The sequence below is a fragment of the Micromonospora sp. CNZ296 genome, from assembly GCF_007827635.1.
Map to the genome: position 1 here is coordinate 67,491 of NZ_VISW01000020.1, position 20,327 is coordinate 87,817.

Sequence of the window (20,327 nt, forward strand, 5' to 3'; positions counted from 1 at the left end):
CGGACAATCTACGCATCATCCGTGATCACCTCGGCGATTCCGGGGGGTTCCGCAGATGTGACCGCCGCCACTACGTTGTTACCCATGCGTAGCACGATGATGGATGCCCCTCTCCAGGTCGCCCGGATCCTCGAACACGGCTCCACCGTGCACGGCGCGGCGGAGGTGGTCACCTGGACCGGCGCCGAACCCCGCCGGATGACGTACGCGGAGGTCGGCCGCGCCGCCGCCCGGCTGGCCCACGCGCTGCGCGACGAGTGCGGGGTGACCGGCGACGAGCGGGTCGGCACGTTCATGTGGAACAACAACGAGCACCTGGTGGCCTACTTCGCCGTCCCGAGCATGGGCGCGGTGCTGCACACGCTCAACATCCGCCTCTTCCCCGACCAGGTCGCCTACATCGCCAACCACGCGCAGGACCGGGTGGTCCTCGTCGACACCACGCTCATCCCGCTGCTCGCCCGGGTGATCGGCGAGATGACCACCGTGGCGCACGTGGTGGTGGTCGGCGGCGGTGACCCGGCGCCGCTGCTGGCCGCGGCCGGCGACCGGATCACAGTGCACCACTGGGACGCGCTGCTGACCGACCGCCCGGACCACTTCGACTGGCCGGAGGTGGACGAGCGTGACGCCGCCGCCCTCTGCTACACCTCCGGGACCACCGGCAACCCCAAGGGCGTCGCCTACTCGCACCGCTCGATCTACCTGCACTCGCTCCAGGTCTGCATGCCGGAGGGCTTCGGGCTCGGCCCGAACGACAGGGAACTGGCGATCGTGCCGATGTTCCACGCGATGTCCTGGGGCCTGCCGTACGCGGCGTTCCTGTCCGGCGCCTCGCTGATCATGCCGGACCGGTTCCTCCAGGCCGAGCCGATCGCCGCGATGATCGCCGCCGAGCGCCCCACGCTCGCCGGGGCGGTGCCGACCATCTGGACCGACCTGCTGGCCTACCTGGACGCGCACGAGGTGGATCTCTCCTCGCTGAAGGAGGTCATCGTCGGCGGATCGGCCTGCCCTCCGGCGCTGATGCACGCGTTCCACGACCGGTACGGCATCGACGTCATCCACGCCTGGGGCATGACCGAGATGTCGCCGCTGGGCTCGGTCTCCCGGGCGCCGGCCGGTGCCACCGGCGACGACGCCTGGCGCTACCGCTACACGCAGGGCCGTGTTCCGGCCGGCGTGACGGCGCGGATCGTCGGCCCGGCGGGCGAGCCGCTGCCCGCCGACGGGACGTCGGTGGGCGAGCTGGAGGTACGCGGGCCGTGGGTGACCGCGCGGTACATCGGCGACGACGCCCCGGAGGAGGAAAAGTTCCGGGACGGCTGGCTGCGGACCGGTGACGTCGGCACGCTCTCGCCGGACGGCTATATCACGCTCACCGACCGCGCCAAGGACGTGATCAAGTCGGGTGGGGAGTGGATCTCCTCGGTCGAGCTGGAGAACGCCCTGATGGCCCACCCGGCGGTGCTGGAGGCGTGCGTGGTGGGCGTACCGGACGAGCGCTGGGACGAGCGGCCGCTGGCCACGGTGGTAATCCGCGAGGGCGCCTCGGTGACCGCGGAGGAACTGCGGGACTTCCTCGCCGGCTCGGTGGCCCGCTGGCAGTTGCCGGAGCGCTGGGCGTTCATCGACGCGGTGCCGAAGACGAGCGTCGGCAAGTTCGACAAGAAGGTGGTGCGCTCGCGGTACGCCGACGGCGGGCTCGACGTGCGGGAACTGACCGCGTCGTAACGTTTCGCGGCGTACCGTCGCCTACACGGGTAGGAACGCGTTCCCAACGGACATTCCTCCCAGAGGGCGGCCCCGGCGTTCGCACCGCGCCGGGGCCGCCCGTCCGTTACGGGGTGACCCGCACCGTCATTGTTGCGAAACTTGTTCGCGTCTGTCCGGCTGTCGGGGAAATCCGGTCGCCTACTCGTCGGCGGTGCTCACCAGCACCTTTCCCACCACGCTGTCCTGCACCGCCTGCTGTGCGGCGGCGGCCTCCGCCAGCGGATACCGGTGCAGCGGCAGCCCCGCCTCCTCACCGACCCGGATCGCGCCCTGCGCCACCGCCGCCGCGATGTCCGTGACCGCCTGCGCCTTCGCCACCTTCGGCGCGGTGTAGATCAGCACGAATTGCCAGCGGGCGTTCGGGCCCATCAGCGGCCGGATCGGCAACGTCACCTCGCCACCGCCGTCGTCGGCGTACACGCAGACCGCCCCGCCGGTGCGCAGCATCCGTACGTCGGCGGCGGCGTTGCGGGCGGCGGACACCTCCACGATCGTGTGGACCCCGTCGGGCGCGACCTTGCGGACCTCCTCGACCACGTCCTGCTCGCGATAGTTGATCACGAAGCTGGCACCCGCCGCCGCCGCGAGCTGCGCCTTCTCCGGGCTGCTCACCGTGGTGATCACGCACGCGTCGGCCCACCGGGCGAGCTGGATCGCCGCGTTGCCCACCGCCCCCGCGCCGCCCTGCACCAGCACCACGTGGTCGCTCAACGCGCCGGCGTGCAGCTTGTCCGGCATGAACTCGCCGGCGGTCAGGCAGCGGTGCGCGGTCATGAACGGGATGCCGAGCGCCGCGCCCAGGTCGAACGAGGCCGGACCGAGCGGCACCGCGTGCCGGACCGGGACCAGCGTGTACTCGGCGGCGGTGCCCCACGGCCGCTGCCACGCCGCCTCCCACACCCAGACCCGCTCACCGATGAGCGTCCGGTCCACGCCCTCGCCGACCGCCTCGACCACCCCGGCGCCGTCCTGGTGCGGGATCTGCCAGCCGGCCGGCAGCGGCCACGCCTGGCGGGCCTTCCAGTCGGTCGGGTTCACCCCCGACACGGCCATCCGGACCAGCACCTCGCCCGGTCCGGGTTCCGGCACCGGCCGCTCGACCACCTGGAGCACCGAGGCGTCCCCGCTGCGCTCGTACACGATCGCCTTCATCGCCGTCCCTCCGCCGTCCTCCCGGGTGCGCTACCCGGCAGCCGCCCGAACATTCGGTCCGGGCGCACCCGGCCACCGTACGACGGCTCGTCAGGCGGCCGGCTTGAGCACGACCTTCGAGTAGCCCGGTTCGCGGCGGTCGAAGCGCTGGTACGCCTCCGGCGCCGCGTCCAGCGGCAGTTCCTTGCTCACCACGAAGCTCGGCGTCGCCCGCCCCGCCGTGATCAGGTTCCGCAGGTACGCGTTGTACGTCTTCACGTTCGCCTGCCCGGTGCCGATCCGCAGGCCCTTCTCGAACAGCTTGCCCACCTTGAACAGCAGCTCACCCCGGGCGGAGTGCTCGTCCGGGGCGCCCGGGTCCGCCGAGAGGTAGAGCCCGACCACGCCGATCGCCCCGGTCGCGCGCACCACCTCCACGAGCGTGTTCAGCACCAGCGCCGGCTGCTCCTCGCCGCTGGGCGCGGACGCCTGGTATCCCACCGCGTCCACGCCGTGATCGGTCCCCACCCCGTCGGTCCGGTCCCGGATCTGCTCGACCGGGTCGCCCGCGCTGAAGTCGATCGCTGTGGCGCCGATCGACTCGGCCAGCCGCAGCCGGTCCGGCACCCGGTCCACCACGAACACCTCGGACGCCCCGATCAGCACCGCCGAGTACGCGGCCATCAGCCCGACCGGCCCGCCGCCCATCACTGTCAGGTTCTCGCCCGGCCGCAGCCCGGTCATCGCCACACCGTGGTAGCCGGTCGGGAAGATGTCGGCGAGCATCGCGTAGTCGTTCTCGTGTTCGGTGCCCGGCGGCAGCTTCAGGCAGTTGAAGTCGGCGAACGGCACCCGCAGGTACTCGGCCTGCCCACCCCGGTACGGCCCCATCGACACGTAGCCGTACGCGCCGCCGGCGAAGCCCGGGTTCACCGTCAGGCAGAAACCGGTGCGCTGCTCCCGGCAGTTGCGGCAGAACCCGCACGCCACGTTGAACGGCATCGAGACCCGGTCGCCCACGCGCAGGCTCGTCCACGCCCGGCCCGGTCTCGACGATCACGCCCATGTTCTCGTGGCCGAACACGATGCCCGGCTCGGCGGCCGTCCGTCCCTCGTACATGTGCAGGTCCGAACCGCAGATCGCGGTCGTCGTGACCTGGACGACCACGTCGTTCGGATCCTCGATCCGGGGGTCGTCGACCTCGTTGACGGCCACCTCGTGCGGCCCCTCGTACACCACAGCCCTCATGTCACCGACCGTAGGCCGGGTGGCGGCGGCGGGTGGGTGGTTCAGTCGATCCCCGCCACCACCTCGGGCGTGAGCGCGCCGATCGAGGGGAGCAGCACGGCCGCGAGCGCCTCGGCGTCCGGGTCGAGCGGGTACGACGCGTGCGGCACCGCCACCACGCGGCACCCGGCGGCGGCCGCCGAGCGGACCCCGTTCGACGAGTCCTCCACAGCCACGCACCGGGCCGGGTCGACGCCCAGCCGCTGCGCCACCGCGAGCCACACGTCGGGGGCGGGCTTGCCCCGGGCGGTCTCCTCGGTCGACAGCGTCGCGCCGAACGCGCCGGCCAGGCCCGTCGCGTCCAGCGCCGCCGCGATCAACCGGGTCGGTGAGGAACTGGCCAGCCCCAGCGGCCACCGCGCGGCGATGCGGCGCACGACCGCGTCGGCGCCGTCGATCAGCGGTACGTGCTGCGCGTACCGCCGGGCCATCTCGGTCACCACCTCGGTGGCGACCTGCTCGGCCGACCTGTCGACGCCCAGCTCACCGCTGAGGTATTCGGCCCACTCGGCGGTGCTCATGCCCATCAGCCGGCGCTGCGTGTCCGGCTGCCAGACGCCGCCGTGCTCGGCCACGTACGCCCGCCGGACCTCCTCCCACACCGGCTCGGAGTCCACGATCACGCCGTCCAGGTCGAAGAGCACCGCGTCCACCACGCCGACCATCCTGCCCCAGCCGGCGGCCGGACTCACCGTGGCAGCGCCGCTCCGGCCGAACGCTGAGCCGGAAGGCCGATCGGGGCCTTGGCCGGGATGATCGTGCGGCAGCGCGTCGCGATCGGCTCCAGCAGCTCCCGCAGCCGGCCGGTACGCTCCGCGCCCAGCGCCCGCCACGGACCCGCGGCGGCCCGGTCGGTAGCCTCCTCGACCACGCGGAACGTCTCCGTGGCGTACGGCGTGGGGTTCAGGTCGGCGGTCAGCCAGCCCTTGTCCACCAGGCGCTGCTCGGCGGCGGTCCACTGCTCGTCGGTCCAGCCCCGGGCCGGCTGGTGGAACTCGCGGGACTGGTCGACCCGGCACCGCCAGGCCACCACCTCGGCCGGTTCCAGCCCGGTCGTCACCAGCGCCGCCACGTGGCCGTCGCCGCGGTGCTCGCGCAGCGTGGTGGCGGCCTGCCAGAGCCGGGCCAGCGGGTACTCGCCCCGGGGCAGCGCGGCGTTGACCGCGCCGAGCACCCGGCCCGCGACGTCCACCCGGCCGGCCGCCTCCTCCAGCAGGTCGGCGGCCTCGACCAGGTGCGACTCGGGCAGCTCGTAGGTGAACTCGGCGAGCGCCTGCACGCCACCGGTGAGCCGGGCCCGCAGCGTCTCCTCCGGGGTGGCCAGGCGCCACACCGAGGGCAGCGCGCGAGCCACCATGGCCGGCGCGAAGCTGAAGAAGGAGGCCGTGACGGTCGGCGCGTCGACCGGCCCGAGCGGCGCGGCCCGGCCGGCGAAGTAGCCGCGCCAGTAGCCCCGCAGCCCGACCGCCTCGAACGCGGCCCGGGCCCGGGGGTGGAAGTAGGTCACCGCGTGGACCGGCTCGTAGAGCGTCCACATCTGCCGGGTCACCCCGGACTCGTCCAGCGCCGCCACGTGCACCTCCGCGTCGGTGGGCAGATCACCACGGGCGAACGTGCCGCCCGTGGTGACCATGAACCTACTGCCGCTGGGTGACCGGACGGAAGCCCGGAGTGATCTACTGCGCAGCCAGCACGTCGACGACGAAGCGCAGCGGCCCGGCCGGACGGCCGCCCGCGGCGTCGTTGCCGTACGCCAGCTCGGCCGGGAGGTCCAGCTGGACCCGGCTGCCCACCGGCACGCCGACCAGGCCCTGGTCCCAGCCCTTGATGACCTGGCCCACGCCGATCTGGAAGGTGGCCGGCTGGCCGCTGTCCCAGGACGCGTCGAACTGCTTGCCGTCCTTGTAGAACACGCCCACGTAGTTCGTGGTGATGTTCTGCCCAGCCTTCACCGCCGGGCCGGTGCCCTTGACCAGGGTGGTGACGGTGAGCTTCGTCAGCTCGCCGGTACCTGCCTGCACTGTCGGCTTGGTCTTCAGCGCCGGGTCGAAACCGGCGGGCAGCTCCGGAGCGGGCGCCGCGGTGGGCTCGGCCGGCGCGGTGGGGCTGGCCGAGGAGCCGGCGGTGGACGTCTTGTCGTCGTCCCCGCTGTTCAGCCAGACCAGACCGCCGACCAGGGCCACCACCGCGAGCACGCCGACCGCCGCGCCGAGGATCGACTGCCGACGGCGACGCGCCTCGGCTGCCTTCTTCTCGGCCAGCTGGGCGGCCAGCCGCCGCTGTGCCTTGGTGGCCGGGGCCTGGCCCGCCGACCGGTTCTCCACACGCTCGCTCACGTCGACTCCCTGCAGGGTGGGTGGGTGCGCCCCCGGCGGGCCGCCGCCGAGGCCAGCGCACACGGTACCCGCCCGGAGCCCCAGCGTGCCCATACGGCCGCCACGATCCGGACACGATGCCCGATACGGGGGCACCGCACGGGGTACGTTCCGACCATGGCGATCCTCAGCGAAGAAGACCTGGCCCTGCTCGGCGAGCCGCAGCTCGCGCACGTGGCGACGATCGAGGCCGACGGCACCCCGCACGTCACCCCGGTCTGGGTCGACACCGACGGCGAGCACATCGTGTTCAACACGGCCAAGGGCCGGCAGAAGTACCTGAACATGTCCCGCAACCCGGTGGTCGCGGTGTCGGTGGCGGACAAGGCCGACGACTTCCGCACGCTCTGGATCAAGGGCACCGTCGAGTTCGTCACCGAAGGCGCCGACGAGCACATCGACCGGATGGCGAAGAAGTACCTCGGCCAGGACACCTACCCCTGGCGCCGCCCCGGCGAGGAGCGCGTCATCGTCCGCGTCACCCCCACCGAGAAGCTCGGCCGCGGCTGAACGGCGGAGCCCCGCCCGCCACCGGGGGCGGGGCGATCGCCGTACGCGTCAGGCGGTCTTCTTCTTCGCGGGCGCCTTCTTGGCGGCGGTCTTCTTGGCCGGTTCGGCCTTCTTCGCCGCCGTCTTCTTCGCGGGCGCCTTCTTGGCAGTGGCCTTCTTGGCAGGTTCGGCCTTCTTCGCCGGCGCCTTCTTCGCGGCCTTCTTCGCCGAGCGGGCCGACGAGATCGGCGTCGGCTCGGCGCCGCCACCGGACGGCGCCTCGCCCCGGGCCGCCCGGGCCCGCTCCACCGACGCCTTCAGCGCGGCCATCAGGTCCACGGCGGCGGCCGGAGCGGCCTCTTCCTCCTCCGGCTGCACCACCTCGCGGCCCTCGACCTTCGCGTCGATGACCTCCTGCAACGCGGCCCGGTAGTCGTCGGTGAACGCGTCCGGCTCGAAGTCCCCGGCCATCGAGTCGATCAGCGAGCTGGCCATCGCCAGCTCCGGCGGGCGTACCTTCAGGTCCTCGTCCAGGAAACCGAAATCGGGCCGGCGGATCTCGTCCGGCCACAGCATGGTGTTGAGCAGCAGCACGCCCTCGCGGACGCGCAGCGTGGCCAACTGCTCCCGCTGGCGCAGCGCCACCTTGACGATCGCCACCCGCTCCGAGTCGGACAGCGCGTCACGCAGCAGCACGTACGGCTTGGTCGCCGAGCCCTCCGGCTCCAGGAAGTACGCCTTGTTGTAGAGGATCGGGTCGACCTGCTCGGCCGGTACGAACTCCAGTACGTCGATCGCGTGCGACGTGCTCAACGGCAGGTCGGCGAAGTCCTCGTCGGTGAGGATCACCATCTCGCCGCCGCCGATGTCGTACCCCTTGGCGATGTCGTCGTAGGTGACCTCCTCGCCGCAGACCGAGCAGGTGCGCTTGTAGCGGATCCGGCCGCCGTCCTCACGGTGCACCTGGTGGAAACGGATGTCCTTCTCCTCGGTGGCCGAGTAGACCTTCACCCCGATCGACACCAGGCCGAACGACACCGCTCCTTTCCAGATCGCCCGCATTCCCGCGCTCCTCTCCCCGGTTGACAACCAGAATCGCAAACGATCGAACGGGACGCACGCGCTTCCGTGCGCAACTACAGTCAGGAGGTGCCCGGCGCGCCGTTGAAGCCGATGCTCGCGACGACCGGGCAGCTCCCGGCCGGCGCCGCCTGGTCGTACGAGTTCAAATGGGACGGCGTCCGCGCGCTCGCCGACATCTCGCGCGGCGACAGGCACTTCTACGCCCGCTCCGGCGTCGAGATCACCACCGCGTACCCGGAACTGCTCAACCTGGCCGAGCAGGTCGGCGACGCGCTGCTCGACGGCGAGGTCGTCCTCTTCACCGACGGGCAGCCCTCGTTCACCGCGCTCGCCGAGCGGATGCACGTCCGCAACCCGGCCAAGGCGGCGCGGCTGGCGGCGACAGTACCCGTCACGTACATGATCTTCGACCTGTTGCGGCTCGACGGCGTCGACCTGACCGCCCGGCCGTGGCGGGAGCGGCGGGCGGCGCTGGAGTCGCTCGGGCTCGGCGCCGCCCGGTGGGCGGTGCCGCCGGTCTTCGGCGACGGCCCGGCCACCTACGCGGCGGCCGGCGAGCACGGGCTGGAAGGGGTGATGGCCAAGCGGGTCGACTCGCTCTACCGGCCCGGCGTGCGCTCGCCGGACTGGGTGAAGGTCAAGCTGGAGGTCACCGCCGACTTCGTGGTCGGCGGCTGGCGGCCCGGCGCGCGGCGCGTCGGTGGCCTGCTGGTCGGCGTGCCCGGCCCGGACGGACGGCTGGTCTACCGGGGGCGGGTCGGCGGCGGGATCGGCGCGGCGCTCGAACGGGAACTGCTGCGCGAGCTGGAACCGCTGCGCTCCACCGACTCGCCGTTCGCGGCCGGGGTGCCGCGCGAGGATGCCCGGGGCGCGATCTGGGTAACTCCCCGGATCGTGGTGGAGGTCAAGTACGGCCAGCGCACGCCGGACGGCCGGCTGCGCTTCCCGCGCATCCTGCGCCTGCGCCCGGACAAGCCGCCCGAGGAGGTCGACGATGCCCTCTGAGCGGTTGAAGGTCGAGGTCGAGGGGCGCTCACTGGAGCTGTCCAACCTGGACAAGGTGCTGTTCCCGAAGGCCGGGTTCACCAAGGGCGAGGTGATCGACTACTACACCCGGATCGCCCCGGTGCTGCTGCCGCACCTGCGCGACCGCGCGCTGACCCGGATCCGGTTCCCCAACGGCGTCGACGGCGGCTCGTTCTTCGAGAAGAACGCACCCGCCGCGACCCCCGGTTGGGTACGCACCGAGAACCTGCCCGCCCCCGGGTCCACGAAGGGGCGGGAGACCATCGACTACGTGGTCTGCGACGAGCTGCCCACACTCGTGTGGCTGGCCAACCTGGCCGCGCTTGAGCTGCACACTCCGCAGTGGAAGATCGGCGCCCACCCGGACATGATGGTGGTCGACCTGGACCCGGGCGCCCCGGCCGCGCTCAAGCAGTGCTGCCGGGTGGCGCTGCTGATGCGCGACCGGCTGGCCGACGACGGCGTCGAGGCGTACCCGAAGACGTCCGGGAAGAAGGGCATGCAGCTCTGCTGCCCGATCGCCGGCACGCAGGACGCCGAGGTCGTCTCCGACTACGCCAAGCGCATCGCGCAGGAGCTGGAGCAGGCACACCCGAAGCTGGTCGTGTCGAAGATGGCGAAGAACCTGCGCCCCGGCAAGGTCTTCATCGACTGGAGTCAGAACAACGCGGCGAAGACGACTGTGGCGCCGTACTCGCTGCGGGCCCAGTCGGTGCCCTCGGTGTCCACGCCGCTGACCTGGGACGAGGTGGAGGCCGGGGCGGCGGGGAAGCGGCCGTCGACGCGGCCGTACACCGCTGGTGAGGTGCTCAAGCGGGTGGAGAAGCAGGGCGACCTGCTGGCGCCGCTGCTCGACGGCGGTCCCGAACTGCCGTGACCCGCCACCACGCGCCGCCCACCAGCAGCAGCACGATCACGCTGATCGCCACGTCACCCACCAGCGCCGCCACCGGGCTCGCCGGGGCATAGGTCGGCACGGTGTACGCGAGCGCCGCGGCGACGACCAGGCCGGCCGAACCGGTGGCGAGCACGTGCCGCTGCCCCCAGCCGGGTCGCCGGGACCAGCGCGTCAGCAGGGCGGCGGCGATCCCGGCGAGTGCGAGGGCGAGCACCACTCCCGGCCATCCCGGGGCGATCGTGGAACCCACGTACGCCGCCGCCACGACCAGCGCGGGCCGGAGCGGCCGGGGCGGGCCGGCTTCGGTTTGCGGTCGGCCTGCGGGCGTCGGCCCGGCGGGCGTCGGCGCGTCGGGCGGTGGCCCGGCGTGCCGGTGGCGGAGCAGGGCGGCGGTGATGAGGGCCAGTGCCACGCCGGTGGCGACCGCCAACTGGACCGGCGAGGCCAGGAAGTTCTTGCGGCCACCGTCGTCGGCGAACACCAGCAGGCTGCCGCCGAGCCAGAGCAGCGCCGCCGCGGTCAGCCCCGGTCGGCCCAGCCAGGGCCGCGCCCGGCGGCCCGCACCGAGGTACGACTCGACGAGCGCGATCGGCGCGCAGACGGTCAGCACCACATGGTTGCCCACGTAGTCGACCGCCTGCCTCGCGCTGAACCCGAGACCGGGCACCAGCGTGGCCTCCGCCGCGGCCCGGGTGTCGGCGAACTCGGTGTCGTCCAGGAACCCCGGATTGAACAACGACTGGTCGACCAAGCCGGCCTGGATCACGCCGAACGCGGCAGCGAGCAGCGCGATCCCCGGCCAGCCGAGCCCGAACCGCCGGGCCGTCTCGCGGATCAGCAGCGCGGCCCCGCCGTACATCGGGGCGAGCACCAGCACCACGAACGGCATGCCGGTGAGGGTGAAGCCGCCCCAGGAGCACTCGGCGGTCCACGGGGCGAGCAGCAGCAGCGCGATCGCCGGCACCAGCCGCCGGCGCGGGGGTTCGGTCGTCATGCCCGCACGGTCCCGCAGCCACCCGGCCCCCCGATACGGCCGTCGGACGACCGGGCCCGCGACCAAAGTCGACGGTCGCGGACCGGTGGGCCCGGCTAGAGCGCGAACAGCAGCGCGGCGTCGAGGAGGACGACCACGGCGGTGGCGAAGTGGATGCCGAAGGCGGTCGCCCGGGAGCCGCCGTGCCGCAGCACGATGAGGGTGTCGCCCAGCGGGGCGAGTGCGACCACGAGCATGAACCAGGCGACGGCGTCGGCGCTGGTGAAGGCGATCAAGGCGAGGCCGACCAGGCCGTAGGTGAGGTCACGCAGCCCTTTGATCGTGAGGTACGCGGGATCTCCCGTGCCCTCCGCGGCGGGGACGCCGTAGCCGGCGGCGGCGGCTCGGGGAACGAGGAGGAAGCGCGCGCCGATCAGGACGATGAAGAGGCTGAGGACGATGGCGAGCCCGTAGGCGACGAGGGTGAGCATGCCGACTCCAAGATTCTAGCGCTGCTAGGGATGAGAGCGAAGCTAGCAGAGCGCCGATAGATTGGCTAGCGGTGCTAGAGTGCCGGTCATGTCGATTCAGGCGCGCCGGGAGCGGGAGCGGGCGGACCGCGAACGGGCGATCATCACCGCCGCCCGGGACCTCGCCGAGTCGGAGGGCTGGGACGCGGTCACCACCCGCCGCCTCGCCGCCGAGATCGAGTACAGCCAGCCCGTCCTCTACAGCCACTTCAAGGGCAAGGACGCCATCATGGCGGCCGTCGCTCTGGAGGGCTGCGCCGAACTGGCAGTCGAACTCGCCGCCGCCCGGGCCGCCGCCACCGACCCGCGGGCCGCGGTGGCCGCCATCGCCACGGCGTACGCCGCGTTCGCCGAACGCCGGCCCGCGCTCTACGACGCGATCTTCACCCTCCCCGTCGCCCTCTCCTTCGCCAGCCAGGACACACCCGTCGAGCTGGTCCGGGCCTTCGCCGAACTGGCCGAGACGCTGCGCCCGTTCACCGGCGACGACGACCTGGAGACGTTCACCGAGACGTTCTGGAGCGCGCTGCACGGCCAGGTCACGCTGATGCGCGGCGGCCGTCTGCGGCGGGACGAACACGAGCGGCGGTTGGCCCTCCTGGTCGACCGGTTCGCCCGGCTAGGGTGAGCTGACCGCCAGGGAGGAGTACATCCGATGGCCACCCGCGCACCCGCCGCCGTCGCGACCGACGAGCCACTGCTGACCTACCTCGACGACGCCACCGGCGAGCGAACCGAGCTGACCGGGCCGCAGTTGGGCCGGTGGGCGGCCCGTAGTGCCGGGCTGCTGCGCGACGGGTGCGGGCTGCGCCCCGGTGACCGGGTGGCGGTGCTGCTGCCGCCGCACTGGCGTACCGCGGCGGTGCTGATCGGCGCCTGGTCGATCGGGCTGACCGTGTCGTTCCGTCCCCGCGCGCTGGCCGGGCTGCCGGTGCTCGAACCCGGCGCGGACCGGCCCTACGACGCGGTGTTCGTGACCCCGGAACGCCTCGACGACTGGCTGGAGGACGTGCCCGAGGGGACGCACCGCTACCTGGTGGGCACCGGGCCGGGCCCGCTCGACGAGGTGCCGCCGGGCTGGCTGGACTGGTCGGCCGAGGTGCTGCGGCACCCGACCGACCCGCCGGACTACACCGCCGTCGACCCGTCCGACCCGGCCACGCCGGACGGCACCAGCTTCGGCGCGTGGCGCCGCCTGGCCGCCGAGATCGCCACCCAGATGAACCTGCACCAAGGTGATCGCCTCGTGATCGACCCGACCGAGGACGAGCAGCCCCTGAAGTGGCTGCTGGCCCCGTTGTCCGCTGGCGCCACAGTCCTGATCCACGCCACCCCCACCCCCACCCCCTAGCCCCGCCCTCCCCACCCTCCCCGCCCGCGCCGCGCCTACCGCCCTCGCTCTCGTCGATCTTGCGGTTTCGGCCCTCCTGATGCCCGGGTTGCGACTTTTATCAGGGCAGCAACTGCATGATCAACGGGGTGATGGGGCGGCTTCCGTCGATCTTGGAGCTGTGGCGCCCAGATGGTCGGATTAGCGGTATTCGTGAGGTGCCACAACTCCAAGATCGCGGAGGGTGCTTCCGAGATCTCGGCCGATCCCGGTCGGTGGGGCGTCTGTCTCAAGGTGGGTGGCCCGGAGGGTCGGGGTGGGTGGGGAAAGTGGTTGACCTCGGGGGGAGGGGTGGGGCCTACTGCGTCGGTGTGCTGGACCGTGGGGGTCGGGCGGGGTGGCGGGAGCGGGCGTGGACGGGACGGATGCGTTGGTCTGGCGGGAGTTCGGCGAGGACGACCTGCCCGCGTTGACCGGCCTGGCGCAGGCGTGCCTCGCCACTGACGGCGGGTTGCCGCTGTTCGGGCGTACCCCGTTGGCGCGGGCGCGGCTGCTCCAGACGCGTACCCACGGCGCCTGGTCCGGCGACGACCTGGTCGCGGCCGTCGGGGTCGGCACCGGACGGACGCCCGCCACCGCCACCGGCCTCGTGCACCCGGCGTGGCGCGGGCGCGGGCTCGGCGGCGCGCTGCTGGACCGGGCGGAGAACCAGGCGGAAGGTGCGGGCCTGCTGGTCACCACGGAGACGTGGACCGCTGGCGCGGAGGAGTTGTTCGCGGCGCGTGGTTACACGCGGACGTTCCTGGAGTGGGTGCTGCGGCACGACCTCGACGCGCTGCCCGAGGTCGCCGCGCCGGACGGCGTGACTGTGGAGCCTGCGACGCTGGGGCGGGAGTTGTTCGCCACCTACCGCGCGTCGTTCGCCGACCGGCCCGGATTCGTCGAGCCGGAGGCCGCCGAGTGGCTGGGCGACCTGCGTGACGACGAGGACTTCCGCCCGGAGCTGACGCTGCTCGCACGCGGCCCGGACGGTGGGCCGGCCGGCTTCGTGACCGTGCTCGACAACTGGATCGACCAGGTTGGCGTGGTACCCGGGTGGCGCGGGCGGCGGGTCGGCGCGTACCTGGTGGCGCGCGTGCTGCGTGGCCTCGCCGACGCGGGCGCGGACGCCGCGTGGCTCTGCGTCAACGACGACAACCCGGCCGCCGGGCTGTACCGGCGGCTCGGCTTCCGCGACTTCGGCCGCCGCGCCCGCTATCTGCATGGCTGACCCGACGCGGGAGGCGATTCTGCGGGCCCTCGCCGACCTGTGGGCGAACGGCTGCCCGGTGCCCGCGCCCGAACTCCACGAACGGCTCGCCGACGTCGGTCTGCGCCGGTGGCGCAGCGTCGCCCGCCGGCACCGGGGGCGGCGGCTCGGCCCGGACGACCGGCTCAGAGATCTGGTACGCGGACTGGTCGCCGCGTTCGAGCCGGACCCCAAGCTGGTCGGGCCGCTGGTGCGTGACTACGAGTGCGTGGCGCGCGCCATCGCCGACGCCGTGACATCGACCGAGCCGCCGGGGGCTGTTGCGGACGCCCGGTGACGTGGTCTCATGGCGGAACGACGACGTCATCGATCCGCAGCTTTGACAACCCCGCGTCGGTACTCCTTTCATGCCTCTCGAAAGGTGCAACGATGCACAGGAAACCGACGATCCACCTGGCAGTGCTCGTCGCTGCCGCCGCCACCTTCCTGACCGCCGGAGGAGCCTCCGCCACGACCGCACCCGTGGCCGCCTCTCCCGCGGTCGCCGAGTGCGAGCCGGGCGCCGACAACCACGGCGCCGCCCGGGTACGCGAGGGCGCCACCGTCAAGGAGCCCGAGCTCTACTCGACGAACGAGGCCAAGGCGTACGGCGTCATCAAGGACTCGCCGCGCCTGGCGAACGGCAGCGTCACAGTGCCGACGATCTTCCACATGATCTCGGACCACGAGCTGAGCGCGGCCGAGAAGGCCCGTTGGAACACGCTCATCTCGGCGCAGATGACTGTGCTGAACGACTCGTTCGCGGGTCGTACCGCGGCCGACGCGTCGGACACGCCGTTCCGCTTCTCGCTCGTGGACACCACGTGGACCGTCAACAGCTCCTGGTACACGGTGGTGCCGGGCAAGAGCGAGCGGGACATGAAGAAGGCGCTCTACACCGGCGACTCCCGCACGCTGAACGTCTACGCGGCGAACATCGGTGACGGGCTGCTCGGCTGGGCGTACTTCCCGAAGGGCTACAACAACGGCCGTGACTACATCGACGGCGTGGTGATGCTCGACGAGTCGATGCCGGGCGGCACGGCCGGCAAGTACGCGCTCGGTGACACGCTCACGCACGAGGTCGGGCACTGGCTGATGCTGGAGCACACGTTCGCGCACGGCTGCTCCGCGTCCGGCGACTTCGTGGCCGACACGCCGCGTGAGGCGGCGCCGCAGTTCAACTGCCCGATCGGGGCGGACACCTGCACCGCGCCGGGCCTCGACCCGATCCACAACTTCATGGACTACACGCAGGACTCCTGCATGAACATGTTCACCCCGGGCCAGGCCGACCGGATGAGCGACGCCTGGGTCGCGTTCCGCGCCGGCGGACGAGGCTGACCGCGAGACCGGGCGGGCCGTGACGACGCGGTCCGCCCGGTCGACCGGAGCCCACCCGAATCGGCGTACTCAGATGTCGTCCCTTCTCGATACCCTCATGCGACTCGACGGCGATGCACGCCGTTGTCCAACGGGGGGAGGGGCATCGTCGTGCGCGCACGAAGAATGCTCGCCGCGTCACTGGGCATTGTGCTCGGTGCCGGCCTGATCAGTGTCGACACCGCTCCGGCGCAGGCCTACGAGCACCGGACCACCGGCAAGTCCGGCTGGGCCTACACGGATTCGCAACAGCCGAGGAAGTCGTTCGTCAACACGGACGGGGACGCGCCGGTCGGCGCCTGGACGGACGCGACCGGCACGAAGCACAAGTCCCGGTCCTACTTCACCTTCGACATCTCGCGTTTCCGCGGGACCGTCGTCCACAAGGCGGACCTGGTCGTCGCGGAGCGCTCCGCGGCGGACTGCGCGACCGCCCAGCCGGTCGAGCTGTGGCGTACCGACCCGATCACCGCGACCACGAGCTGGGCGTCGAGCCCGCGTCGTCGCGAGCTGCTCGGCACGGTGCAGGCCGGCGGGGAGGCGGCCTGCCCCGGCTATCTGGCGTGGGACATCATGCCCGCCCTCCAGAAGCTCGCGGATCAGGGCAAGCAGACGCTCACCGTCGAGATCCGGGTGCCGCACGGCTCCGAGGGCAAGCTCTCCCACGGCCGTAAGCTCCGCCCGTTCCCGGTGATCAACAGCGAGGCGAACCACGCGCCGACGGTCGGGCAGATCGGGATCGACTTCCCGGCCTGGGCCTGCGGGACCAAGACCGAGCCGCAGCCGGTGGGGCCGCGCAACCACGGCCTGATGGTCAAGGGCGCGGACGCGGACAGCAACGACGCCAACTACCGGGGGCAGTTCGCGGCATGGCCGGTCGGCCACGAGGACCAGCGCGCCGAGCAGTTCGGCTACAGCTACGGCGGCGCCCTCTCGAAGCTCGACTGGGACATGTCTCAGTACCCGCACGGGACCGTGGTGGCCTGGACCGCCCGCGCCTACGACGATCACGACTTCTCGCCGTGGGCCGAGCCGTGCTACGTCAAGGTGGACGCGCAGCGACCCGCCGCCCCCGTGGTGACCTCGGAGAAGTACCCGAACGACGGCCTGCCGCACGGCGGGGCGGGAGTGCCGGGGACGTTCACGTTCAAGGCCAACGGCTCGCCGGACGTGGTCGGCTACTACTGGGGGCGCTTCGGCGACGCGTACAACTACATCCCCGCGCCCGCGCCCGGTGCGGACGTGACCCTCGAATACACCCCGACCTCGTTCTCCGACTCGCTGAGCGTGCGCAGTGTGGACAGCGCGTCGAACTCGTCCGAGACGGTCCGCTACGAGTTCTGGGTGAAGTCGACCGCGCCGGAGGTGCAGGTGACGATGGCCGGCATCGGGCTGCCCAGCAAGCTGGCCGTGTCGACGAATGTGGAGGGGGTCACCGAGTTCGGCTACCGGATCGGTGCCGGCGGTGAGACCAGGGTGCCGGTGAACCCCGACGGCCCGACCGAGATCCCGGTGACGTTCGCCGAGGCGGGCCTCGTCAAGGTCGAGGTACGCAGCTACGTCGGCAGCGAGTTCGTCGGCGGGTACACCGAGAACGTGTCGGTCCGCGACCTGCCGACCGTGGAGTCGGCCGACTTCTCCTTCCCCGAGCACGACGGCGTGGTGGACCGTCCCGGCAGCTTCACGTTCCGGCCCGGCCGGACCGCTGTCGTGGCGTACGAGTACTCGTTCGGTGACGGCAATCTGCTGCGCGTCGACGCGGCCGCGGACGGCACCGCGGTGCTGCACTGGACGCCCACCGAGCCGGGCTGGTACGCGCTGACCGTGCGGAGCGTCAGCGCCGACGGCACGGTCTCGGAGACGCAGGAGCACCAGTTCAACGTCATCGACACCAAGCCGTCCGTCTACTCCAGCACCTACTACGAGTACGGCGCCTGGGGCGGTGTCGGCATGCCGGGTGAGTTCCAGTTCGACACCGTGATGCCCGACGTCGACGCCTACGTCTACCGCCTCAACGACGGGCCCGAGCAGGTCGTGGACACGGATTCCAGCTGGACCCGGGTGATGCTCACGCCGGACCGCTCCGGCAGCAACACGCTGACGGTGCGTACCCGGTTCCTGGACGGCTCCTTCTCGCCGACGCGGACGTACACCTTCGAGGTCAGCGACGCGCCTGTGGTGACGTCGAGCGACTACCCGGAGAACGACTCGGCGGGTCAGCCCGGCCAGACCGGCCGGTTCACCTTCAACCCCGGCCGTCCCGGCGTGACGGAGTACCGCTACGTCCTGGAGTACAGCGGCGAGGAGCAGGTGGTTGCCGCCGGCGCGGACGGTCGGGCGACCATCGAGATCACGCCGACGCACTCCGGCTACACGCTGCTGACGGTCACCAGCCGGACGGCCGACGGCACGGTCAGCCCGGAGCGCCGGTACTACTTCCGGGTCCGTGAGCCGCGGGTCAACGTCAGTAGCGCGTACGACGAGTACAGCCCGCGTGGCGGGGTCGGGTCGGTCGGCACGTTCGGGGTGTACACCGAGATCAGCGAGGTGACGACCTTCGAGTACCAGCTCAACGGCGGCGCCTGGCAGAGCGTGCCGAAGAAGCCTGATGCGTTTGTCACGGACATCACTGTGACGATGGACCGCAACGGCGCGAACCTCATCTCGGTGCGGGGCCGTACCGCCTCGGGCGACCAGACGCCGCAGACCGACTACCCGTTCCTGGTCGGCACGGCGCCGCTCGTCGCGTCGGGCACCTACCCGGCCGGTCAGTGGTCCGGCGGTGTGGGGGTGGCCGGTGAGTTCACCTTCACGCAGGGCAGCCCGGGTGTGACCGAGTTCGAGTACACGGTCGACGACGGGCAGCCGGTGACAGTGGCCGCGAACGCCGCTGGAGTCGCCACGGCGACCTTCACGCCGACCTCGGCCGGCTCGTACACCATGCGGGTGCGCGGCCGGACCGCCGACGGGGTGTGGACCGACACGACGAGCTACTACTTCCTGGTCAACTACTCCTGACCCGGTCGTGACGGTGGGCCGCCCGGAAGGGGCGGCCCACCGGTCGCTCAGTCGACTGTGGGCAGCGACGGTCCGAGCACGTCGTCGGCGTCCACGATGGTGTACGCGTACCCCTGCTCGGCCAGGAACCGCTGCCGGTGCGCGGCGTACTCGGTGTCGATGGTGTCCCGGGAGACCACCGTGTAGAAGTGCGCCTGCCGGCCGTCGGCCTTCGGGCGCAGCACCCGGCCCAGCCGTTGCGCCTCCTCCTGCCGGGAGCCGAACGTGCCGGACACCTGGATCGCCACCGCCGCCTCCGGCAGGTCGATGGAGAAGTTCCCGACCTTGGAGATCACCAGGGTGCGGATCTCGCCGGAGCGGAACGCGTCGAACAGCCGCTCGCGCTCCTTGTTCGTGGTGGAGCCCTGCACGATCGGCGCGTCCAGGTATTCGCCGAGCTGGTGCAGCTGGTCGAGGAACCCACCGATGACGAGGACCTGCTCGGACGGGTGCCGGTCCACCAGGGCCCGCACCACGGGCAGCTTCGTGCGGGCGGTCGCCGCCATCCGGTAGCGCTCCTCGGCCTCCGCCGTCGCGTACGCCAGCCGCTCGGCGTCGGTGAGCGTCACCCGTACCTCGGTGCACTCCGCCGGGGCGATCCAGCCCTGCTGCTCGATGTCCTTCCACGGCGCGTCGTACCGCTTCGGGCCGATCAGGCTGAACACGTCGCCCTCGCGGCCGTCCTCGCGTACCAGAGTCGCGGTGAGGCCGAGCCGGCGACGGGCCTGGAGGTCCGCCGTGAAGCGGAAGATCGGCGCGGGCAGCAGGTGCACCTCGTCGTAGACGACCAGGCCCCAGTCGCGGGCGCCGAACAGGTCCAGGTGGGTGAACGCGCCGCCGCGCCGTGAGGTGAGCACCTGGTACGTGGCGATGGTGACCGGGCGGATCTCCTTGCGCTCGCCCGAGTACTCGCCGATCTCCTCCTCGGTCAGCGACGTGCGGGCGATCAGCTCCCGCTTCCACTGCCGTCCCGCCACCGTGTTGGTGACCAGGATCAGCGTGGTCGCCTTCGCCTCGGCCATCGCCGCGGCCCCGACGAGCGTCTTGCCGGCGCCGCAGGGCAGCACCACCACGCCGGACCCGCCGGCCCAGAACGCCTCGACCGCCTCCCGCTGGTACGACCGCAGCGTCCACGGCTTGCCGCCGTCCTTGCCGGACTCGGCCAGCTCGATCGGGTGCGCCTCGCCGTCCACGTACCCGGCGAGGTCCTCGGCCGGCCAGCCCAGCTTGAGCAGCGCCTGCTTGAGCCGCCCCCGCTCGGACGGGTGCACCGCGACGGTGTCGTCGTCGAGCTTCGCGCCGAGCATGCCGGCGAGCTTCTTGCTCTTGGCGACCTCGATCAGCACCACCCGGTCGAGCGCGCGCAGCACCAGGCCGTGCACCGGGTCGTTGGCGAGCTGGAGCCGGCCGTACCGGTCCATCGTCTCGGCCACGTCGACGAGCAGTCCGTGCGGCACCGGGTAGCGCGAATACTTGATCAGCGAGTCGACCACGCCCTCGGCGTCGTGGCCGGCGGCCCGGGCGTTCCACAGGCCAAGCGGCGTGAGCCGGTAGGTGTGCACGTGCTCGGGGGAGCGTTCCAGCTCGGCGAACGGCGCGATCGCCATCCGGCACGCCTGCGCGTCGGGGTGATCCACCTCCAGCAGCAGCGTCTTGTCCGACTGCACGATCAGTGGTCCACCGCTCACGCCAGCGTCCTC

Annotated in this window: 19 protein-coding genes and 1 pseudogene; 10 read left to right on the forward strand and 10 right to left on the reverse strand. The window is 72.0% G+C overall.

Annotated elements, in window-relative coordinates; genetic code table 11:
- Positions 1–99: 99 nt before the first annotated feature.
- The gene (locus tag FB455_RS27440; protein WP_186466449.1) at positions 100–1,734 is read left to right on the forward strand and encodes a fatty acid--CoA ligase; all 1,635 of its coding nucleotides are present in this window, start codon (positions 100–102) and stop codon (positions 1,732–1,734) included.
- Between the two features lie 180 nt (positions 1,735–1,914).
- Here the strand turns inward: FB455_RS27440 and FB455_RS27445 are convergent, their stop codons facing one another.
- The 6 genes and pseudogenes from FB455_RS27445 to FB455_RS27465 form a co-directional block, all read right to left on the reverse strand.
- Positions 1,915–2,928 carry an NADPH:quinone reductase gene (locus FB455_RS27445; RefSeq protein WP_013283683.1) on the reverse strand — a complete coding sequence of 338 codons (1,014 nt, stop codon included), beginning with the start codon at positions 2,926–2,928 and terminating at the stop codon, positions 1,915–1,917.
- 90 nt (positions 2,929–3,018) lie between these two features.
- Positions 3,019–3,927 (reverse strand): glutathione-independent formaldehyde dehydrogenase, encoded by a 909-nt coding sequence (locus tag FB455_RS27450; RefSeq protein WP_486481599.1) that lies wholly within the window; start codon positions 3,925–3,927, stop codon positions 3,019–3,021.
- A gap of 52 nt (positions 3,928–3,979) precedes the next feature.
- Positions 3,980–4,156: pseudogene (locus FB455_RS34915) on the reverse strand (alcohol dehydrogenase catalytic domain-containing protein); the annotation flags it as partial.
- Between the two features lie 41 nt (positions 4,157–4,197).
- Positions 4,198–4,860 carry an HAD family hydrolase gene (locus FB455_RS27455; RefSeq protein WP_184977863.1) on the reverse strand — a complete coding sequence of 221 codons (663 nt, stop codon included), beginning with the start codon at positions 4,858–4,860 and terminating at the stop codon, positions 4,198–4,200.
- A 23-nt stretch (positions 4,861–4,883) separates the two neighbouring features.
- A complete protein-coding gene (locus FB455_RS27460) occupies positions 4,884–5,732 on the reverse strand; it encodes an SCO6745 family protein (protein ID WP_184977864.1) in 849 nt (282 codons plus the stop codon).
- Positions 5,733–5,871: 139 nt separating this feature from the next.
- Positions 5,872–6,624 (reverse strand): FKBP-type peptidyl-prolyl cis-trans isomerase, encoded by a 753-nt coding sequence (locus tag FB455_RS27465; protein ID WP_013283687.1) that lies wholly within the window; start codon positions 6,622–6,624, stop codon positions 5,872–5,874.
- Between the two features lie 63 nt (positions 6,625–6,687).
- Between FB455_RS27465 and FB455_RS27470 the strand changes: the two genes are divergently transcribed.
- A complete protein-coding gene (locus FB455_RS27470; RefSeq protein ID WP_013283688.1) occupies positions 6,688–7,080 on the forward strand; it encodes a PPOX class F420-dependent oxidoreductase in 393 nt (130 codons plus the stop codon).
- Positions 7,081–7,128: 48 nt separating this feature from the next.
- On the opposite strand, the gene ku is transcribed toward FB455_RS27470, so the two are convergent.
- Positions 7,129–8,121, reverse strand: a complete 993-nt coding sequence (gene ku / locus FB455_RS27475; protein ID WP_145755297.1) for a non-homologous end joining protein Ku — start codon at positions 8,119–8,121, stop codon at positions 7,129–7,131.
- An 87-nt stretch (positions 8,122–8,208) separates the two neighbouring features.
- Between ku and ligD (FB455_RS27480) the strand changes: the two genes are divergently transcribed.
- Both ligD (FB455_RS27480) and ligD (FB455_RS27485) read left to right on the forward strand, forming a co-directional pair.
- On the forward strand, positions 8,209–9,147 hold the full coding sequence (ligD, locus tag FB455_RS27480) for a non-homologous end-joining DNA ligase (protein WP_091332037.1): 939 nt from the start codon (positions 8,209–8,211) through the stop codon (positions 9,145–9,147).
- Entirely contained in the window at positions 9,137–10,045 is a 909-nt protein-coding gene (gene ligD, locus FB455_RS27485) for a non-homologous end-joining DNA ligase (RefSeq protein ID WP_145755298.1), read from the forward strand. The genes ligD (FB455_RS27480) and ligD (FB455_RS27485) overlap by 11 nt, the downstream gene beginning before the upstream one ends.
- On the opposite strand, the gene FB455_RS27490 is transcribed toward ligD (FB455_RS27485), so the two are convergent.
- Together FB455_RS27490 and FB455_RS27495 are read right to left on the reverse strand one after the other, a co-directional pair.
- On the reverse strand, positions 9,978–11,060 hold the full coding sequence (locus FB455_RS27490; RefSeq protein ID WP_145755299.1) for a hypothetical protein: 1,083 nt from the start codon (positions 11,058–11,060) through the stop codon (positions 9,978–9,980). The two genes, ligD (FB455_RS27485) and FB455_RS27490, sit on opposite strands and share 68 nt — an antisense overlap.
- A gap of 95 nt (positions 11,061–11,155) precedes the next feature.
- Positions 11,156–11,530, reverse strand: a complete 375-nt coding sequence (locus FB455_RS27495) for a DUF4267 domain-containing protein (protein WP_013283693.1) — start codon at positions 11,528–11,530, stop codon at positions 11,156–11,158.
- Positions 11,531–11,618: 88 nt separating this feature from the next.
- Between FB455_RS27495 and FB455_RS27500 the strand changes: the two genes are divergently transcribed.
- From FB455_RS27500 to FB455_RS27525, 6 genes are all read left to right on the forward strand, one after another.
- Entirely contained in the window at positions 11,619–12,197 is a 579-nt protein-coding gene (locus tag FB455_RS27500; protein WP_013283694.1) for a TetR/AcrR family transcriptional regulator, read from the forward strand.
- A gap of 27 nt (positions 12,198–12,224) precedes the next feature.
- On the forward strand, positions 12,225–12,920 hold the full coding sequence (locus FB455_RS27505; protein WP_013283695.1) for a TIGR03089 family protein: 696 nt from the start codon (positions 12,225–12,227) through the stop codon (positions 12,918–12,920).
- Between the two features lie 391 nt (positions 12,921–13,311).
- Positions 13,312–14,169, forward strand: coding sequence for a GNAT family N-acetyltransferase (locus tag FB455_RS27510; RefSeq protein ID WP_123109967.1), 858 nt, complete (start codon positions 13,312–13,314; stop codon positions 14,167–14,169).
- Positions 14,162–14,485 (forward strand): hypothetical protein, encoded by a 324-nt coding sequence (locus tag FB455_RS27515; protein WP_013283697.1) that lies wholly within the window; start codon positions 14,162–14,164, stop codon positions 14,483–14,485. Before FB455_RS27510 ends, FB455_RS27515 begins: the two co-directional genes overlap by 8 nt.
- Before the next feature lie 92 nt (positions 14,486–14,577).
- Positions 14,578–15,531: a zinc metalloprotease gene (locus FB455_RS27520; RefSeq protein WP_145755300.1), complete on the forward strand. Its 954-nt coding sequence runs from the start codon at positions 14,578–14,580 to the stop codon at positions 15,529–15,531.
- 150 nt (positions 15,532–15,681) lie between these two features.
- Complete coding sequence (locus tag FB455_RS27525) at positions 15,682–18,588, forward strand: RHS repeat domain-containing protein (RefSeq protein WP_013283699.1); 2,907 nt, start codon at positions 15,682–15,684, stop codon at positions 18,586–18,588.
- A gap of 47 nt (positions 18,589–18,635) precedes the next feature.
- Here the strand turns inward: FB455_RS27525 and FB455_RS27530 are convergent, their stop codons facing one another.
- On the reverse strand, positions 18,636–20,315 hold the full coding sequence (locus FB455_RS27530) for a DNA repair helicase XPB (RefSeq protein ID WP_041784416.1): 1,680 nt from the start codon (positions 20,313–20,315) through the stop codon (positions 18,636–18,638).
- Between the last annotated feature and the right edge of the window lie 12 nt (positions 20,316–20,327).

What these genes read in the sequence shown, in the direction of transcription:
- FB455_RS27500 (WP_013283694.1), top strand. Translation starts at nt 11,619, where the DNA reads ATGTCGATTCAGGCGCGCCGGGAGCGGGAGCGGGCGGACCGCGAACGG.
- FB455_RS27515 (WP_013283697.1), top strand. Translation starts at nt 14,162, where the DNA reads ATGGCTGACCCGACGCGGGAGGCGATTCTGCGGGCCCTCGCCGACCTG.
- FB455_RS27440 (WP_186466449.1), top strand. Translation starts at nt 100, where the DNA reads ATGGATGCCCCTCTCCAGGTCGCCCGGATCCTCGAACACGGCTCCACC.
- FB455_RS27490 (WP_145755299.1), bottom strand. Translation starts at nt 11,060, where the DNA reads ATGACGACCGAACCCCCGCGCCGGCGGCTGGTGCCGGCGATCGCGCTG.
- FB455_RS27470 (WP_013283688.1), top strand. Translation starts at nt 6,688, where the DNA reads ATGGCGATCCTCAGCGAAGAAGACCTGGCCCTGCTCGGCGAGCCGCAG.
- FB455_RS27465 (WP_013283687.1), bottom strand. Translation starts at nt 6,624, where the DNA reads ATGGGCACGCTGGGGCTCCGGGCGGGTACCGTGTGCGCTGGCCTCGGC.
- FB455_RS27445 (WP_013283683.1), bottom strand. Translation starts at nt 2,928, where the DNA reads ATGAAGGCGATCGTGTACGAGCGCAGCGGGGACGCCTCGGTGCTCCAG.
- FB455_RS27495 (WP_013283693.1), bottom strand. Translation starts at nt 11,530, where the DNA reads ATGCTCACCCTCGTCGCCTACGGGCTCGCCATCGTCCTCAGCCTCTTC.
- FB455_RS27460 (WP_184977864.1), bottom strand. Translation starts at nt 5,732, where the DNA reads ATGTGGACGCTCTACGAGCCGGTCCACGCGGTGACCTACTTCCACCCC.
- ku (WP_145755297.1), bottom strand. Translation starts at nt 8,121, where the DNA reads ATGCGGGCGATCTGGAAAGGAGCGGTGTCGTTCGGCCTGGTGTCGATC.
- ligD (WP_145755298.1), top strand. Translation starts at nt 9,137, where the DNA reads ATGCCCTCTGAGCGGTTGAAGGTCGAGGTCGAGGGGCGCTCACTGGAG.
- FB455_RS27505 (WP_013283695.1), top strand. Translation starts at nt 12,225, where the DNA reads ATGGCCACCCGCGCACCCGCCGCCGTCGCGACCGACGAGCCACTGCTG.
- FB455_RS27455 (WP_184977863.1), bottom strand. Translation starts at nt 4,860, where the DNA reads ATGGTCGGCGTGGTGGACGCGGTGCTCTTCGACCTGGACGGCGTGATC.
- FB455_RS27520 (WP_145755300.1), top strand. Translation starts at nt 14,578, where the DNA reads ATGCACAGGAAACCGACGATCCACCTGGCAGTGCTCGTCGCTGCCGCC.